The organism is Nitrosopumilaceae archaeon, from assembly GCA_035631875.1.
GTDB lineage: Archaea > Thermoproteota > Nitrososphaeria > Nitrososphaerales > Nitrosopumilaceae > TA-20.
In genome coordinates this window covers 290,161-305,509 of record DASQHX010000011.1, presented here as the reverse complement: position 1 = coordinate 305,509, position 15,349 = coordinate 290,161, and the positions used below count along the sequence as shown (strand labels likewise).

Sequence of the window (15,349 nt, the reverse complement as noted above, 5' to 3'; positions counted from 1 at the left end):
AATCAAAAATTAAATCACCATACATATTTGATAAGGTAGTGTACTTTTGTCCTAAATGTAAATCGAAGATGGAGATGCAGAAAACATTCAACCAGAAAATTGTCTTTGCTTGTACATCTTGTAAATTAGAAGATATTGTAAACTATACCAAGAATACAGATGAAGCATATCTAGATTTTCTTAACAAGTTTGATTCTGGAGAGATCCCAACCAAGAAAAAATCAGCCGCAATGCTTGAAAAAGAAGGAATAGTTCAAAGTGAAGATGAGATAAAAAAAATGATAGGTAACGCCAAACTTGACGAGATTACCAACTCCATTTTGTTTGCAAGAAAATACTATGTCTCACATTTTAGAACCATAACTGAACCTGAGCCCCAAATGGGAAATGCGGTATCAGAATCTGGATTAGATGAGAAGATTACTCGTGTCTTAGAGTCAAAAAAGATAGAAAAATTCTACAAGTTCCAAGATGATGCGATACGCAATATCATGATGGGGAGTAATGTAATAATCAGTGCACCAACAGCTTCTGGAAAAACTGAAGCGTTTGTAATCCCTATTTTACAAAAGATTCTTGAAAAAAGTCAAAGTAATATAGTTCAGGCTCTTTTTGTTTACCCGACTAAATCTCTATCAAAAGATCAACTGCCAAAAATAAAAGAAATCGCAGATGAGCTTGGCATTAGAGTGGAAATATTTGATGGAGATACGAAAGAACTAGATAGAAAGAAAATTTTAGAAAGTCCTCCACAAGTAATCATAACAAACTTTGATGTGTTACACTATCACATGTGGCACAGAAGCAGATTTGCCGCATTATTAAATACAGTAAGATTTTTGATAGTTGATGAAGCTCACGTATATTCTGGAATATTTGGCTCAAACGTTCATTATATCATAAAGAGACTGAAAAGGATCACATCTAATTTACAAATAATAGCTTCTTCTGCAACGCTAGAAAATGCACTATCATTTTGTGAGCAGTTATTTGGAGTGCAAATGAAATTAGTAACAGGTTCTGGAAAAAAAGGAAAGACGGATTTTAGCATGTTATTCCCATCTCTTAGAACACAACGGGTATTAATGATTGAAATTTTAAAAAAACTCACAACAAAAAAACACAAGACTTTGGTCTTTAACAATTCTCATCTAAACTCTGAGCTTTTAGCGATGCAGGCAAGAAGGCAAAAAATTGATATCAAGGTACACAGGGCCGGATTGATGGCAAATTACAGAAGATCAGTTGAAAATTCTTTTAAAAACGATACTCTGATGGCGATTTCTGCTACTCCTACTCTTGAATTAGGAATAGATGTTGGTAATGTAGACGGAGTAATCTCATCTACCATACCAGTCAATAGATTGGTTCAGAGAATAGGAAGAGCAGCAAGAAAGGGACAAAACGGTTATGCGTTTTTGGTTCTTGGCAATGATCCAATATCACAATATTACAAGAATCATCCTACTGATTATTTTGAGGATATTGAAAAAATCTACATTGATCCAAAAAATCCCTTTATTGAAGAATTTCAAGTATTAGCAATGGCCTGTGACAAGCCTATTGCAAAACACGAGTTAGCTGAACATGGTGAAGTGATTGCAAGACATGTATCTGTTGGAAATCTTGTGCTAATGGAGAACAGATATGTTCCAAATCATGAGCAAATCAAATCCTTACTTGAGGATTACAGTATCAGAGGAATTGGTAAATCAATTGACATTTTTTTGAACGGTAAAAAAGTTGGAGAGCGAAATCTTCCAATAGCACTAGAAGAGCTACACCAATCAGCAGTTTATTTTCTAGCTGGAACAAGATACAAAGTAAAGGAATTAGAATATCCTGGGAAGATGAATGCAAAAATTGAATTTCTTCCAAGGGATTATCCGTATTATACCAAAGCGCTAACTGAAGAATGGCCAACTATAGAAACAATTTTTGAGAAAAGAAATGCAAATGGAATAGAGGTTGCATTTTGCAGATTGCATATACAAAAAAGAGTGTATGGTTATGTCAATATTGAAATCGGTCATGAGGTGACACAAGGCCAACGGGTGTTATTAGAAAAACCTCTAGAATTTGATTTTGTCACAAAAGGAATTGTATTCAAGGCACCAAGACCAGTCAATGAAATAGGAAAATCTGAAAATGAAGAATATACTGAGGCCAGCGGATATCATGCTACAGAACACGTTGTAATAGAAGGAAGTAACATGATTACGGGCGGTGTCTCACAGGATTTAGGTGGCATATCACTTGGCACATCTGGATTGATCTTCATTTATGATGGAGCCATAGGTGGAAACGGTGCAAGTAGGGCACTATATGACAGATTGGAAAAAGCGTTTGAGCGAAGCTTGCACATTGTAAAAGAATGTACTTGCAAAAGCGAATCAGGGTGTCCAAGATGTACATTTTCGTATAGATGTGGAAACAACAATGAATACTTGCACAAGCTTGCCTGTACAGAAATTTTACAGAGAATCAAAGATGGTGAGTCAACAGAGGTTTCTGAGCCAGTTGAGGGTGACAAACCTCTTGTCTAATAACAATACAAATTATTAATGCCAAAATTAATTGCCAATCATGGAAAAAGTCGCCATAGTAACAGGCAGTTCAAGCGGAATTGGTTTTGAGACAGCCTCAGATTTAGCACGTGAAGGCTACTTCACATATGCCACCATGCGAAATACAAAGAAAGGATATACCATCAGAGAAATTGCAAAAAAAGAAAATTTGAAACTTGAAACGCTTGAGCTTGATGTTGACAAGGATAATAGTGTAAAAAATGCCATAAACAAGATTGTCAAAGAAAAAGGCAGAATTGATATTTTGATAAATAATGCAGGTTATGGACTATTTGGTTGCCTTGAAGATATTTCCATGGAAGAATTAAAAGCACAATTTGAAACAAACTTTTTTGGTGTAGTCAGAGTATCACAAGAAGTCATTCCAGTGATGCGAAAACAAAAATCTGGAATCATAGTAAACGTAAGCTCTGTTGCTGGAAAAATAGGATTTCCTGTTTCTCCAGGATATATCAGCTCAAAGTTTGCCATAGAAGGATTAAGCGAATCAATGAGATACGAACTTTCTCCGTTTGGAATTAATACCATAATTATTGAACCTGGAGTAATAAAGACAAATTTCATGTCATCAACAAAAAAATCTCGAAAATCAGATTCTGCATACAAGGACATTACAAACAAAGTGATCGCTGGAATAACCATGATGTCAGAGATGGGTACACCTGCCAAAGAAGTAGCAACTACAATCATCAAGGCAATAAAATCTGAAAATCCATTACCTCGATATGTAGTTGGAAATGATGCCATAATGTTTCTTGAGGCAAAAAAGAACAAGACAGATCTAGAGTTTGAAAATTACATCAAAAAAGAGCTTTTTAGTTAAAAGATAAATTTACACAAGTTTTGGTTTGATTTACCATCCATTCTAGGTTACGTATGATTTAGTGGTTAGGTTGATATACGCCACCAAGTCAATTTTTATCAAAGTCAACAGATTTAGGCACAAATTTGGTGATAATCTATAATATGAAATGGAAAACTTTACAACACAATGGAATAGCATTTCCGCCTCCCTTTGAATCAAAAGGGATAACGATCAAGATCAAAGGCGAGAAGGTACCCCTAAGTTTAGATCAGGAGGAGATGGTCTACCAGTGGGCAAAGAAAAAAGACACTCCATATGTTCAAGATAAAACCTTTTGCAAAAATTTTCTAGACGATTTCATAAAGGTATTGCCACCAAAATTCAAAGGCACGTCATTATCTGATATTGATTTTTCTGCAGCATTCAAGGTTGTTGATCTGGAAAAAGACGCCAAGATAACACTGGACAAAGATCAAAAAAAGAAAATTGCAGCCTCAAGAAAAGAGATCAAGGAAAAAATGAAAGCAAAATACGGCGTTGCGATAATTGATGGAAAGCAAGTTGATGTTGCAAACTGGATGGCAGAACCCCCAGGACTTTTCATTGGAAGAGGAGATCATCCATTACGTGGAAAATGGAAGCCAAGAGTTTCAGAAAAAGATGTCACGCTAAATCTTGGAAAGGATGCCAAAGTACCACCTGGAAACTGGGGAAAAATTATTCACGAGTCGGATTTCATGTGGCTTGCAAGCTGGGAAGATTATCTTACAGAAAAACGAAAATATGTTTGGCTTTCTGATACTTCTGATTTAAAACAAGAGCGCGACCAGATGAAGTATGACAAGGCAATAAAACTATCTGAGCATGTTGACAAGGTACTAGAAAACGTAGTTAAAAAAATGACAGACCGTGACGAAAAGGTAAGAAGGGTTGCAACTGTATGTTATTTGATATTCAAAACAGCCATGAGGGTAGGAGATGAAAAAGATCCTGATGAGGCAGATACTGTAGGTGCAACTACGCTAAGAGTTGAGCACATCAAACTAAAACCTGATGCTATCGAGTTTGATTTTTTAGGAAAAGACAGTGTGAGATGGCAAAAATCGCTTCCAATTAGCAACCAAGATAAAACACTATATGATAATTTCAAGAAATTTACAGAAAAGAAAAAACCAGATGAATTGATTTTTGATGGAATTACATCAAGGCATGTAAACGAATTTCTGGGACAGATAGTAAAAGGACTTACTGCCAAAGTTTTCAGAACATATCTTGCTACAACTGTAGTGAAAAATTATCTCAAAAATGTGGATAAACTAGATTCAAAAACAGAAAATATCAAGATATATCATGCCAAGCTAGCAAATCTTGAAGCTGCAATTACATGCAATCACAAAAGAACTATTCCAAAAACTTTCAATGAATCCTTACAAAAAAAGAAAGAAGCATTAGAAAAACTAAAGCACGCTCCACCAAAGACAGAGAAACAACGTGAAAAACAAAAGCTTCGAGAGGAAAAGATGAAATTAACAATAGAGCTTACTGAGAAAACAAAAGACTACAATCTTGGAACATCGCTTCGTAATTATATTGACCCAAGAGTGTTCAAAGCATGGACTGACAATGTAGGATTAGAATGGGAAAAACTGTACACATCTGCACTGCAAAAGAAATTCCAGTGGGTTACAAAAGTGGAAACAGACTGGAAAAAAATCGCATCTCAGTGATTCCAGATCAGATTTGTTCTAAAATAATTAAAAATAAATAAAAATTGGGAAAAATTAGTTTTTTGGATAAGATAAAATCTTATTCGGCTGCGGGTTCTGCTGCTGCGGATTGAGAACCTACTATTTCGGCTGAAGCAAATCGTCCACCTACTTGGGTGATCTTTATTTTTGCATTCTGGCCTGCCTTACCATCTTTAACAAATATCACAAAGCCTTCTACTCTTGCGATACCGTCTCCTTTTCTACTAATTTCCGTTATGGTAACGTCGTATTCTTTTCCTGTTTCGACTGGTTTGGGTCCGTCGTTGAATCGTCTGTTGCCTCCATATCCTCTATCTCTATCTCGGCCGCCTCCGTATCCTCGGTTAGATCTTCCAAAACCGCCGTCGTTATAACTCATCGTTGCACCTCCTTTCTTGTTTGTTGGTATAATTTCGTCCAATAAAAAGTGATGTAATTTATCAAATTATCAAAAATTTTACTCTCTTAATTTGATAATTAACACATTTCATAGCACTTAATAGCGGTGTAAAGAGAGACTTTACATGGCAAAAGCCAAAGCAAAATCTAAATCAAAAGCAAAAGCAAAAAAAAGATAAAAAACTGTGACCTGAGAAAAGGTCTAATCCTTTTTCCAACAAAAATTAAATCTGCCCATATTTTGAATCCGCGTGTATCCTAACAATTACATTTAATTGCATAAAAAATCAGGCGTAATCTGTGCCGGGGTAGCTCAGCCTGGCCTAGAGTGCCAGTCCACACAAAGGGTAATACTCATAATCTGGAGGTCGTGGGTTCGAAACCCACCCCCGGTACTCCCTAAAATCTAGTTTAATACATTCTATGATACGATATGATTAAAACAAGAGGGAAAGTTTAGGAAGATTTTATTTGAACCAAGAAAAGTCTTCCCGTTTTGCTTCCTTTGGGAAATCTTTGACTATAGCTTGTACTATCTCGCTGTGATTGTATGTGATGTGTCGTAAAAATTTTTTAGAGTCTTCATGTATTTGAGTTTCGTCAGAGTTTTCAAATTCTCTAATCATATCTTTGCATTCTTTACATGGTTCAAATTCAATATAGAATTTCAAATTTTCTTATCACTCCTTACTAGTAATAAGAAATCTAGTATATTAGTTGACTGTGAATTGCATATGTTGGTCACATCTATATGAGATTTTTACAATCTGTAAAACATTCTTCTCTGTGAGTTTAGGATGGATTTGATAAGCATGCATCTTTTTAAAAAGAAATTTTGGCGATAATTTTTGATTGCTAAAATCGCATTTGAGCCAACCAAGTCCCATACTGCCTCTTTACTTTTATACACAAAATCTATCTAATTGTAGCTACTAACAATTGTATGGGTTCTGATCATTTTTGGCGACAAAACATTTGCTCTGATTGTAAACGAATAAAATGCCAAAAGGGATGTAATTGCGACTGTCATTGGGACAGAGACAGATAAATCAGATTACAAGACCTGTCTTTACGCATTTAATTCTGAAATTCTTCGAATTTTTCGTCTTGTTCGTAATTTTCTGCTAATTCTGCTACTTTAAAATCTCAAAGTTAATGTTAAATTGGTTCACATTTATCACGAGTAAGATGGAAGAATTTGACGAGTTTGCACTAGCATTATTGGATCAGCTCTCAGTTGAAATAAACGAGGAAAAAGACATTACAAAGTCTCTTTCAAAGGCTATTCAAGCACTACCAACAACAATCAAGTTTGAAGATATAGATACGCTATCAAGGAATATTTTCCCAAAGTTGGCAGAAAAAGTTTCCCAGTTTACCGGTATTTCTGTTCCATCAGAAACAAATTTAGAATTTTTGGATTTAATTGAATTAAAACAATTAAAGGGAAAAAAAGTATTCCCTACAAAAGATTCTGTTGAGTTTGTTAACGAACTTTTTACCGCTATAGCTCATGAAAATAGCGACAAGATGGCACAGCTCATGAAAAAAGATCCTATAAAATTTCTTGTCTATTCCACATATGCAAAATCATACATCTCAAAGATATCTACAACTTATGGTGATTATCTAAATTCTACAATATTTTTGAACAAGTTTGTGCTCTCTAGTTATCCCCAAATCATACTACAAAAACAAGGAGAACCATATGAGACCAAATTTGCATATGTAAATTCAGGATATGTTGGTGCGTTAAAGATGACTATACTAGAAGAACAAATTCATGCAATTCAAGGCAATTTACATGATATTAACAAAAAGGCAGTCATGGAAGTAAATGCCATAAATGAAGAATTAGCAAAAATAATTTTATCGATAGATGACAGTACAGTCAACAAGCTTTCTGAATATTTGCAGTTACCTCCGGTACCAGAAGAATTTCCAATAGCAAGAAGAGCAAATCTATTTTTCATGTTAAATCCGGATACTTTTATCGTAGGAGTTCTTGGTCCTGACGTGATGACTTTTACCAAGGTCACAATAGATCCTAAAATTTCTGAGATGTTACCGCAGCTTTTAGATATTTATCAACGATGGCTAAAACCAATCCAAATTCATCATGCTGCGTTTTCCACAATGGAGGGAATGGCAGAGTTTGCAGTTCAAAACATATTAAAAGATGACAAGGAGTTTCAGGATTATCTTGTAACCTTTGCAAATACCGACATTTCCTCATACCAAGTAAGAAAGAGCATGGGAATGGATTTCACATCATCTGTATTTTCAAAGATGGGCAGAGATACCTATCGAACATTAATTGATAATCCGCCAACAACTAGAGAGTTAAAAAATCCAGAAACATACCTGAAAAGATTATGAGTCAAGATTTTGATCCACTTGTTGCAGACTGGATATCTTTTGCAACAAATCCCAGATACACCTTGGTTGAAAAATGTCTAAAACTATCCCAGACTCTTGAATATCCAGATCTTAACATAAGTGATTATATTCAAAAGTTACATTCAATGGGAGAAGATCTGAAAAACTCTCTTTCTGAAGTAAAGAATCCTACCTATCTTGTTTCTATGTTAAACGAATACATGTTTGATGGATTAGGGTTTACTGGGGACAGTGATGATTACTACAACCCAAAAAATAATTTTCTAAATGTTGTACTGGATAAAAAAAGCGGAATACCAATAACACTTTCCATCATATACATACAACTTGCAAGTCACATAGGATTGGATTTACGTCCTGTGGGTTTTCCTAGTCATTTTCTTGTAAAATATTCCGAGGAATTAATTTTAGATCCTTTCAATAAAGGTAGACTGCTTTCTATTGAAGATTTGCAAGAAATACTAGATAGGAATTATGGCGGCAGTGTGGAATTTTCACCAGATTTTTTAAATGAAATTAGACCAGAACATATTCTTATTAGAATAGGCAGAAATTTGAAGAATTCTTACACACAGTCATTTAACTACACCATGGCACTTCACTGCATAAACATGATACTTGGGATCGAGCCAGAATCACCAGAAGAGATAAGGGACAAAGGAATTTTGGAATCAAGACAGTTAAAGTATGAACTTGCATTAAGATCTTTGAACAGGTATCTTGAGATTGCACCAGAAGCTGATGATGTTGACTATGTTTTGGATTTAATAAGAAACATTAAAGAAAAATTTAATCAACAATAGATTCAACGTCAGTGCCTTGTTTTATCAATTTATGCTCATATCGAATTATTTTGTTGCGTAATGTACCTTTTAGAACGTCCATTTCGCTTCTCAATGTAGCAATTTCGTCCTCAAGTCTTGCCACTCGTTCATAAATTGATTCCTCGTTATCTGTCATACCCATTTTAGGGTTGGAAATTGATCTTAAAAATTTATGGTTTATTTTATTGAGGTAATTGTCAGTTTTTGCTATAATACAAATTCAGCGTTACAGGCTTGACATTTACCCTTCTCACTGCCAGTCAGACCTATAATCAAAATCTTGCCAATTGTTCCGCATTTTGGACATAACCCGGTGGTAACGTTTCTTGGGCCGCTTGACTTTGGTTTTACAGTTTTGCGCCTTACCATCATTTTTGATTCTCAAAATCGCATTATTAAGTCTAAGTGTTTGATCGCAAAAAGCGCGGGGAGTGGGATTCGAACCCACGGGTCCTTACGGACATGGGATTAGCAATCCCACGCCCTACCAGGCTAGGCGACCCCCGCATACAGGTGCTGAAATTAGATCTGTTAATTAATCTAGCTTACTCTTCACCAAAACGCTTGTAGTGTGCAACAAGATCTTGCATTGGAATTTGTTTTCCTCCTACAATTTTTAAATCAATTTTGATTTTGTTTTTTTCAATTGTTATGATATTGTATGTGTTCTCAAATAATCCACGCATTCTTTCTGATGAAGCGGTTCCTGCATTTGCAATCAAAAGATTGCCAAAATTCCAAATCCAAGGTCTGTGTTTGTGACCACATAAAATAAGATCAACTTTTCCTGAAAGTACAGTTCTTAATACATCACCAGCATCAATTACTGTCACTCTGTCAGTTCCAGTATCAGGTACGCCTACAAGATGGTGATGCATGGCAACAATCTTGTTCTTTTTCTCGTATTTTTTCAACGTACGTTCCAGCCACAAATTTTGTCTGTATCCAACCTCACCTTCATCCCTGTCTGGTCTTGCCGTACCCAAAGTTATCAGGACGGTATTATCATCAAGCTCGTTTACTGCATCAAATGGAAAGTATTTTTTGAATAATAGATATCCAGTGTTTCTATAATCATGATTACCGCTAATTGTAATGATTTTTTCTGCATCAAACTTTGAGAACTTTACTTTGCATTTTTCATATTCTTTGAGTAATCCCTCATTGGTAAGATCTCCAGTTACAAGTATGGCAGAAGGCGCCAGTTCATTTACCTCATCTACCACAGTATCAAAAACTTCTTCTTGGAATTGGGAACCAACATGAATATCTGAAATTTGTACTATTTTCATATTGAATTTACCAATGTTAAATCATTGTTTAAGGATTAGCTTTTGTTTTAAAATTAATTGACCTGACTAGAGTTATGAAAATTTCTAGTTAGAGTTAAATATACTGGATCTGCAATTTCGCATGTTTTGGGAAAAAGAGCTTCAGTAATGAAAGGAGATGGAATAGGTCCTGAAATTGTTGATGCAATGTTACATGTACTAAAATCATGCAATACCCAAACTGAATTAATCTTGTGTGAAGCAGGATCTGAACAGTGGGAAAAAAATGCTCGTCGGGATGTGACATACATTCCAGATTCCACCATGAAATTACTTGGAGAAACTAACGCATGTTTTAAAGGTCCCACTACAACAATTCCAATACCAAATGCACCAAGAAGTGTAGCAGTCACTCTTAGGCAAAAATTTGAACTATACTCCAACATCAGACCGATCAAAACATACCAGAGATTATCACCAACCAAAGAACTGAATTTTGTATGTTTTAGGGAAGCTACGGAGGGCTTGTACACAGGAATAGAGTTCAAGATATCTGAAGAGGCAGCAATAGCAATTAGAAAAATAACGCGTCATGGAAGTAGTCGATTCATAAACTCGGCATTTTCATGGGCAAAACAATATAATTTGAAAAAGATTGTAGCAATCACAAAGAGAAATATTCTCAAAGTTACGGATGGAATGTTTTGGGAGGAAGTTGAAAAAGCAGCAAGAGCAAATCCTGGAATTAATGTTGAGGAGTTGTACATTGACAACATGACCCAGCAGCTAGTGATAAAACCTGAACAGTTCAACGGTTCTGTTCTAATAAGTACAAACTTGTTTATGGATATAATATCAGAATTGGCCTCTGGAATAATTGGTTCCATAGGATTAGTTTATTCTGCAAACATGGGAGACTCTTATGCCATGTTTGAGGCAGCACATGGAAGTGCACCTTCATTTAAGGGTCAAAACAAAGTAAACCCAACTGCCGCTATCTTATCTGGTGCATGGATGCTTGAATATTTGGGAGAATCTCAAATAAAAGAAGCAATATTTTCTGCAACAGAACAAGTAATCAACGAAGGCAAGTACGTTACCTTTGATATTGGCGGTAATGCCACAACCTCAAAGATGGCCGAAGTCATAGCACAAACAGCATCACAAAAACTGAGAAAATAAAATATTATCAATAATGAAAATCGAGTTTGTTTAATGTAGTCCGCACTTTTCAAAATATTGCTGATGATAATCTTCCGCTTTGTAAAACGAAGATGCAGGTATGATTTCAGTAACAATTTTCCTTCCCTTGAATTTGTCAGAGTTTTGTAATTTTTCCTTTGAAATTTTTGCAGTTTCTTCTTGTTCTGCATCGTAGAAAAATATAGCAGATCTATATTGATCTCCTACATCTGGACCTTGTCTGTTTAATGTGGTTGGGTCATGGTTATTCCAAAAGACTGTAAGAAGATCATTATATGATACCATGTTTGGGTCATATTCTATTTGAACTACTTCAGCATGTCCAGTTTGCCCAGAGCACACATCTTCATAGGTTGGATCTTTGAGAGAACCTCCAAGATATCCTACTGTTGTGGATTTTACTCCTTTTACCTGTCGAAATAATGCTTCAACATGCCAAAAGCAGCCTGCTCCAAAAGTAGCTTTCATGGTATTATTTGATGTAAAGTCTCATTAAAATGCTATCATGATTTAATGGAATAATTATAATTCTCATTTTAAAACGGCTTCAACTAGGATCAATTCTTCAAAAAACATTTTCTTTGTTGCCACTATCCTTGCATGAAATCCTAGATGTTCAGTCCTCTCCAATAACTTTTTGTGATTTGCAAGTGATGACGTCAAGTATATCATTTTGCCTCCTTTTTTTATGACATTTTTTGCTGATTTTATTATTTGAAGTGGAATTACCAATCCCTCACCTAGACCATCAACTGCTGGATCAATAATTTTTTCAGAGGGCAGATATGGCATGTTGCAAATGACAAGATCAAATTTCATAATAATCGGGTCTGCAGAATTACAACAGATGCAATTTTGGATTAATTGGTAAGCTTTCCTTGTTGCATCAAAGCTAATGTCAGTTGCTATTACAACCTCAAAGTTTGGCAATAAAATATTTGCAAGATATCCAGAACCAGTGCCAATGTCAAGGGCAGATTTTCCTTTTTCATTTTGGATGTGATTTGCAAAAAATAACGTATCCTCTGCTGGAGAATAATATTCAGTTTTTATTGATTTGTTTTGCAAGATCAATTATTTCACCATTTGTCAAGTCTTCAAATCTTTTGTCAGAGTGAACCAAAATTCCAAATTGTTTAGCAACATTATGGAGCGTCTTTCTCCTGTATGAAAAAAGCTTGTTTACTGTATGTATGAGGTCTTTTGAGATCTGTTGTTTTTTAGTCAATTTTAGTATAACAGATTCTACCTTTGGCTGGGGGGAAAAATCGGATCTTTTCACATCCATCATGTGCTTAATTTCTGTACAATGATTTGCAATCACGGTTATTGCCTTGTGGTTTTTGCTTCCTGGCTTTGCTACAAGTTTTTCAGCAAATTCCTTTTGTACCATAATTATCCCATGAGAGAATTTTTTTTGAGTTAACCATTCTATGGCGTTTCTGCTCTCAGAGTATGGAAGATTTGATACAAAAATTGTAAAATCAAGATCCATCTTAAAACCATCTCCTTGTTTTAGTGTTAGATTAGGAAAATTCTCAAACTTTTCTAATGCTTGTGAATATAATTCCTTATCTTTTTCCACAGATATCACTTTTTTTGCCACATGACACAAGTGTGGAATCATGATTCCTCTACCGGTGCCAATTTCAAGAACTGTATCTTTTTTTGTTATTTCTGCAGAATCAACAATAGATTTTGCAGTTGATTGAGAAACCAGAAAATGTTGTCCAAGTAATTGTCGCTTTTTCATCGTCTCACAAAGAGATTCATTCTGGTCTCGCCAGTAATTTCTTCAAGTATTCTCTTTGCGATTTGCTTTATTGGTTCTTTGAGTCCTACTCTGTCTTGCAAGTCCTTAAAGTCGGTAAACTTTTTCTTTTCTCTTTCTGCAAGCATTGTTTTCATGTATGTTTTTCCTATTCCTGGGATTAATTCTAGCGCATGGATCCTTGGAGTAAGTGGTTGTGCATTATTTAGATAGTCTATAAATCGTTGTTCGTTTTGTATGACAATTTTTTCTACTACGCCTGAAAGCTCGCTTTGTGCGGCTGACGATATTTCATTATATTCTAATCTACCCAAAACTGATAGTATTTTTGTACGTCCTTCTTTTCCAATGTACACTCTTTCCCCAATCTCAAACGTAGAGTTGGGTAATGCAAGTAATTCCAGAATTGTTAATCTTTCTTCGCCTAGTGCAGTTACTATGATTCCGTCTCGTCCTCGTACTGTAGAAGATTTGCCTCGCATTACAAAATCTAAAACGTATGCGTACTCTTCGTATTTTCTAGGTTGAGTTCTTTCCAAGAACATCTACTCCTTAGTGGACTTACACGTTCTCCTTGATAATTTTTAACATTTTTTCTAGCGTTTCTGCTAGAATTAGTTTTTTCCAGCCAAAGGTAAATGCACGTAACTCTGCCTCTGTACTTGGGAGGTTATTTACAATTTCTACTGCTTCCTCTTCTGTAATTCCACATTCTTTAACAAGTTGTTGCTTGAGTTTTTTTGCAGCCTTTCCGTCAATTTTTGCAAATTTGGATACATAGTCAAATGTCCATCTTTGTATTTGATCCATAGATTCTGGATCAGATTTTTCCATAATTTCTTTAACTTCAGATACAGAAATTGGTTGTTTCTTTTTTATCTCTTCCATGTTTATACACCAAATGGTTTTATATGATCTAATCTTGTTATGAGAGTTTTTGTTTTATTACCTAGCTTAACATCCATTGTTACAACTCTGCGTCCAACACTTGTTATAGTTCCAACTTTGCCATGGTATCTTCGATGTGGCAATGCTTTGTGTTGTGAAGGATCTATGATTACAAGAGCCTTGTCTCCTTTGACAAATGTTCTCATTAGGAAAGATACTCCTCTTATTCTATCCTTGGTCATGACAGAACGTGACTTGTGCATGAATCCATGAGAACGACCATGTGGTTTCTTTGTAGTCATATTCGTAAAGACTTGAGTTGTCCATAATTTAACACTTACTAGTTATTTTGGCATGTTTAGATCTTAATTATAGATAATCATCTGTACTATTCCTTAAAACAAGGAAAAATGAGGTGTGTGTCTATTCCTCAGATTCGTCTTTCTTTTTCTTCTTTGATTCTTCTTCTGGATCTGATACACCAGCTTCGGTCAGAGTGAATATTACTTCTTGTTCTGGATGATGTGGACTGTCAACCATTCTTGCAATCCTCTTCTTTCCAGATTTCTTAAAGTACACCCTGTATGTGCTTGAATGTGCAACAACGTTTCCTCCAATTGGACGTGTCGGGTCACCAAAGAATGTATCTGGGGATGACATTACTTGGTTTGTTGCAATGGCAGCAACATTGTATGTTTCAGCAGTTCTTGTTAGAAGATGCATGAATTTGTTCAATCTTTGCTGTCTAATAGAAAGTGTTCCTCTTCCCAGATATTCCGATCTAAACAATCCTACTGCGGAATCAACTACAATTAGTTTAATTTTATTTTCTTCTATTACTGTGCCTGCTTCTTGCATTATTAGCTCTTGGTGTGAGCTATTGTATGCTTTGGCAACAATAATTCTATCTAATGCTTTTGCTGGATCAAGACCTTTTGCTTTTGCAATAGAAACAATTCTTTCAGGTCTGAATGTATTTTCAGTATCAATATACAAAACTCCTCCATCTAGACCGCCTTCTTCTTTTGGTTTTTGAACATTCACGCACATTGTATGACAAAACTGTGTTTTTCCAGAACCAAATTCACCATAAACTTCTGTGACAGCTTGTGTTTCAATTCCACCGTCAAATAACATATCTAATGCATTTGTATCAGTAGAAACCTTTCCAATATCCTGTCTTCTTTTATAAATTTCAGTAGCACTAACAAATTCTTTTTGAAGTTGTCCAGATTCAATAAGAGACTCTCTTGCTTTGGTTACTAGTTTTGCCGCAGTATCAAATTCCATTCCAGTGATCTCTGCTATATCCACTGGACCTCTCACTAGCAGATCCATTATGTTATGAATACCTGCATCATTTAGCTTCTTGGTAGTTACTGGGCCGACCCCATCTAAACTGTCTAATCTTACTTCATCCATCTTACCGTATGGTACGGTACGAGTACCTAT

General features: G+C 35.4%; 18 protein-coding genes and 2 tRNA genes. 7 read left to right on the top strand and 13 right to left on the bottom strand.

Annotated elements, in window-relative coordinates; translation table 11 throughout:
* The first annotated feature begins 68 nt into the window (after positions 1–68).
* From VEU72_08795 to VEU72_08785, 3 genes are all read left to right on the top strand, one after another.
* Positions 69–2,546: a DEAD/DEAH box helicase gene (locus VEU72_08795; protein HYL67225.1), complete on the top strand. Its 2,478-nt coding sequence runs from the start codon at positions 69–71 to the stop codon at positions 2,544–2,546.
* 40 nt (positions 2,547–2,586) lie between these two features.
* Positions 2,587–3,411: an SDR family oxidoreductase gene (locus VEU72_08790; GenBank protein ID HYL67224.1), complete on the top strand. Its 825-nt coding sequence runs from the start codon at positions 2,587–2,589 to the stop codon at positions 3,409–3,411.
* Between the two features lie 143 nt (positions 3,412–3,554).
* Positions 3,555–5,120 carry a DNA topoisomerase I gene (locus tag VEU72_08785; protein HYL67223.1) on the top strand — a complete coding sequence of 522 codons (1,566 nt, stop codon included), beginning with the start codon at positions 3,555–3,557 and terminating at the stop codon, positions 5,118–5,120.
* 79 nt (positions 5,121–5,199) lie between these two features.
* Here VEU72_08785 and VEU72_08780 read toward each other — a convergent pair whose 3' ends face one another.
* Positions 5,200–5,562: a TRAM domain-containing protein gene (locus VEU72_08780; GenBank protein ID HYL67222.1), complete on the bottom strand. Its 363-nt coding sequence runs from the start codon at positions 5,560–5,562 to the stop codon at positions 5,200–5,202.
* Between the two features lie 280 nt (positions 5,563–5,842).
* On the opposite strand from VEU72_08780, the gene VEU72_08775 reads away from it, so the two are divergent.
* Positions 5,843–5,935: transfer RNA gene (locus VEU72_08775), tRNA-Met, on the top strand.
* Between the two features lie 72 nt (positions 5,936–6,007).
* Here the strand turns inward: VEU72_08775 and VEU72_08770 are convergent.
* Positions 6,008–6,211, bottom strand: coding sequence for a hypothetical protein (locus VEU72_08770; GenBank protein ID HYL67221.1), 204 nt, complete (start codon positions 6,209–6,211; stop codon positions 6,008–6,010).
* A gap of 517 nt (positions 6,212–6,728) precedes the next feature.
* Between VEU72_08770 and VEU72_08765 the strand changes: the two genes are divergently transcribed.
* Together VEU72_08765 and VEU72_08760 are read left to right on the top strand one after the other, a co-directional pair.
* The gene (locus VEU72_08765; protein ID HYL67220.1) at positions 6,729–7,919 is read left to right on the top strand and encodes a hypothetical protein; all 1,191 of its coding nucleotides are present in this window, start codon (positions 6,729–6,731) and stop codon (positions 7,917–7,919) included.
* Positions 7,916–8,743, top strand: coding sequence for a transglutaminase-like domain-containing protein (locus VEU72_08760; GenBank protein HYL67219.1), 828 nt, complete (start codon positions 7,916–7,918; stop codon positions 8,741–8,743). The genes VEU72_08765 and VEU72_08760 overlap by 4 nt, the downstream gene beginning before the upstream one ends.
* Here VEU72_08760 and VEU72_08755 read toward each other — a convergent pair.
* The 4 genes from VEU72_08755 to VEU72_08740 form a co-directional block, all read right to left on the bottom strand.
* On the bottom strand, positions 8,730–8,906 hold the full coding sequence (locus VEU72_08755) for a hypothetical protein (protein HYL67218.1): 177 nt from the start codon (positions 8,904–8,906) through the stop codon (positions 8,730–8,732). The genes VEU72_08760 and VEU72_08755 overlap by 14 nt on opposite strands.
* A gap of 65 nt (positions 8,907–8,971) precedes the next feature.
* Positions 8,972–9,133, bottom strand: a complete 162-nt coding sequence (locus tag VEU72_08750; GenBank protein ID HYL67217.1) for a hypothetical protein — start codon at positions 9,131–9,133, stop codon at positions 8,972–8,974.
* A 54-nt stretch (positions 9,134–9,187) separates the two neighbouring features.
* A tRNA-Ser gene (locus VEU72_08745) sits at positions 9,188–9,271 on the bottom strand.
* 38 nt (positions 9,272–9,309) lie between these two features.
* Positions 9,310–10,056, bottom strand: a complete 747-nt coding sequence (locus VEU72_08740) for a metallophosphoesterase family protein (protein ID HYL67216.1) — start codon at positions 10,054–10,056, stop codon at positions 9,310–9,312.
* A gap of 126 nt (positions 10,057–10,182) precedes the next feature.
* Between VEU72_08740 and VEU72_08735 the strand changes: the two genes are divergently transcribed.
* The gene (locus VEU72_08735; protein ID HYL67215.1) at positions 10,183–11,217 is read left to right on the top strand and encodes an isocitrate/isopropylmalate family dehydrogenase; all 1,035 of its coding nucleotides are present in this window, start codon (positions 10,183–10,185) and stop codon (positions 11,215–11,217) included.
* 30 nt (positions 11,218–11,247) lie between these two features.
* Here VEU72_08735 and msrA read toward each other — a convergent pair whose 3' ends face one another.
* The 7 genes from msrA to radA form a co-directional block, all read right to left on the bottom strand.
* Positions 11,248–11,706, bottom strand: a complete 459-nt coding sequence (msrA, locus tag VEU72_08730) for a peptide-methionine (S)-S-oxide reductase MsrA (protein ID HYL67214.1) — start codon at positions 11,704–11,706, stop codon at positions 11,248–11,250.
* 63 nt (positions 11,707–11,769) lie between these two features.
* Positions 11,770–12,306 (bottom strand): HemK2/MTQ2 family protein methyltransferase, encoded by a 537-nt coding sequence (locus VEU72_08725; protein HYL67213.1) that lies wholly within the window; start codon positions 12,304–12,306, stop codon positions 11,770–11,772.
* A complete protein-coding gene (gene rsmA / locus VEU72_08720; GenBank protein ID HYL67212.1) occupies positions 12,281–12,991 on the bottom strand; it encodes a 16S rRNA (adenine(1518)-N(6)/adenine(1519)-N(6))-dimethyltransferase RsmA in 711 nt (236 codons plus the stop codon). Before rsmA ends, VEU72_08725 begins: the two co-directional genes overlap by 26 nt.
* Positions 12,988–13,554 carry a DUF655 domain-containing protein gene (locus VEU72_08715; GenBank protein ID HYL67211.1) on the bottom strand — a complete coding sequence of 189 codons (567 nt, stop codon included), beginning with the start codon at positions 13,552–13,554 and terminating at the stop codon, positions 12,988–12,990. The genes rsmA and VEU72_08715 overlap by 4 nt, the downstream gene beginning before the upstream one ends.
* Positions 13,555–13,570: 16 nt before the next feature.
* A complete protein-coding gene (locus VEU72_08710; GenBank protein HYL67210.1) occupies positions 13,571–13,897 on the bottom strand; it encodes an RNA polymerase Rpb4 in 327 nt (108 codons plus the stop codon).
* Between the two features lie 2 nt (positions 13,898–13,899).
* Positions 13,900–14,199: a 50S ribosomal protein L21 gene (locus VEU72_08705; GenBank protein HYL67209.1), complete on the bottom strand. Its 300-nt coding sequence runs from the start codon at positions 14,197–14,199 to the stop codon at positions 13,900–13,902.
* Between the two features lie 121 nt (positions 14,200–14,320).
* Positions 14,321–15,319: a DNA repair and recombination protein RadA gene (gene radA, locus VEU72_08700; GenBank protein ID HYL67208.1), complete on the bottom strand. Its 999-nt coding sequence runs from the start codon at positions 15,317–15,319 to the stop codon at positions 14,321–14,323.
* Between the last annotated feature and the right edge of the window lie 30 nt (positions 15,320–15,349).

Excerpts from the sequence above, each read along its gene's own strand:
- VEU72_08790 (HYL67224.1), top strand. The coding sequence starts at position 2,587 with ATGGAAAAAGTCGCCATAGTAACAGGCAGTTCAAGCGGAATTGGTTTT.
- VEU72_08740 (HYL67216.1), bottom strand. The coding sequence starts at position 10,056 with ATGAAAATAGTACAAATTTCAGATATTCATGTTGGTTCCCAATTCCAA.
- VEU72_08785 (HYL67223.1), top strand. The coding sequence starts at position 3,555 with ATGAAATGGAAAACTTTACAACACAATGGAATAGCATTTCCGCCTCCC.
- VEU72_08715 (HYL67211.1), bottom strand. The coding sequence starts at position 13,554 with ATGTTCTTGGAAAGAACTCAACCTAGAAAATACGAAGAGTACGCATAC.
- VEU72_08795 (HYL67225.1), top strand. The coding sequence starts at position 69 with ATGGAGATGCAGAAAACATTCAACCAGAAAATTGTCTTTGCTTGTACA.
- msrA (HYL67214.1), bottom strand. The coding sequence starts at position 11,706 with ATGAAAGCTACTTTTGGAGCAGGCTGCTTTTGGCATGTTGAAGCATTA.
- VEU72_08765 (HYL67220.1), top strand. The coding sequence starts at position 6,729 with ATGGAAGAATTTGACGAGTTTGCACTAGCATTATTGGATCAGCTCTCA.
- VEU72_08705 (HYL67209.1), bottom strand. The coding sequence starts at position 14,199 with ATGACTACAAAGAAACCACATGGTCGTTCTCATGGATTCATGCACAAG.
- VEU72_08710 (HYL67210.1), bottom strand. The coding sequence starts at position 13,897 with ATGGAAGAGATAAAAAAGAAACAACCAATTTCTGTATCTGAAGTTAAA.
- radA (HYL67208.1), bottom strand. The coding sequence starts at position 15,319 with ATGGATGAAGTAAGATTAGACAGTTTAGATGGGGTCGGCCCAGTAACT.
- VEU72_08760 (HYL67219.1), top strand. The coding sequence starts at position 7,916 with ATGAGTCAAGATTTTGATCCACTTGTTGCAGACTGGATATCTTTTGCA.
- VEU72_08755 (HYL67218.1), bottom strand. The coding sequence starts at position 8,906 with ATGGGTATGACAGATAACGAGGAATCAATTTATGAACGAGTGGCAAGA.
- rsmA (HYL67212.1), bottom strand. The coding sequence starts at position 12,991 with ATGAAAAAGCGACAATTACTTGGACAACATTTTCTGGTTTCTCAATCA.
- VEU72_08750 (HYL67217.1), bottom strand. The coding sequence starts at position 9,133 with ATGGTAAGGCGCAAAACTGTAAAACCAAAGTCAAGCGGCCCAAGAAAC.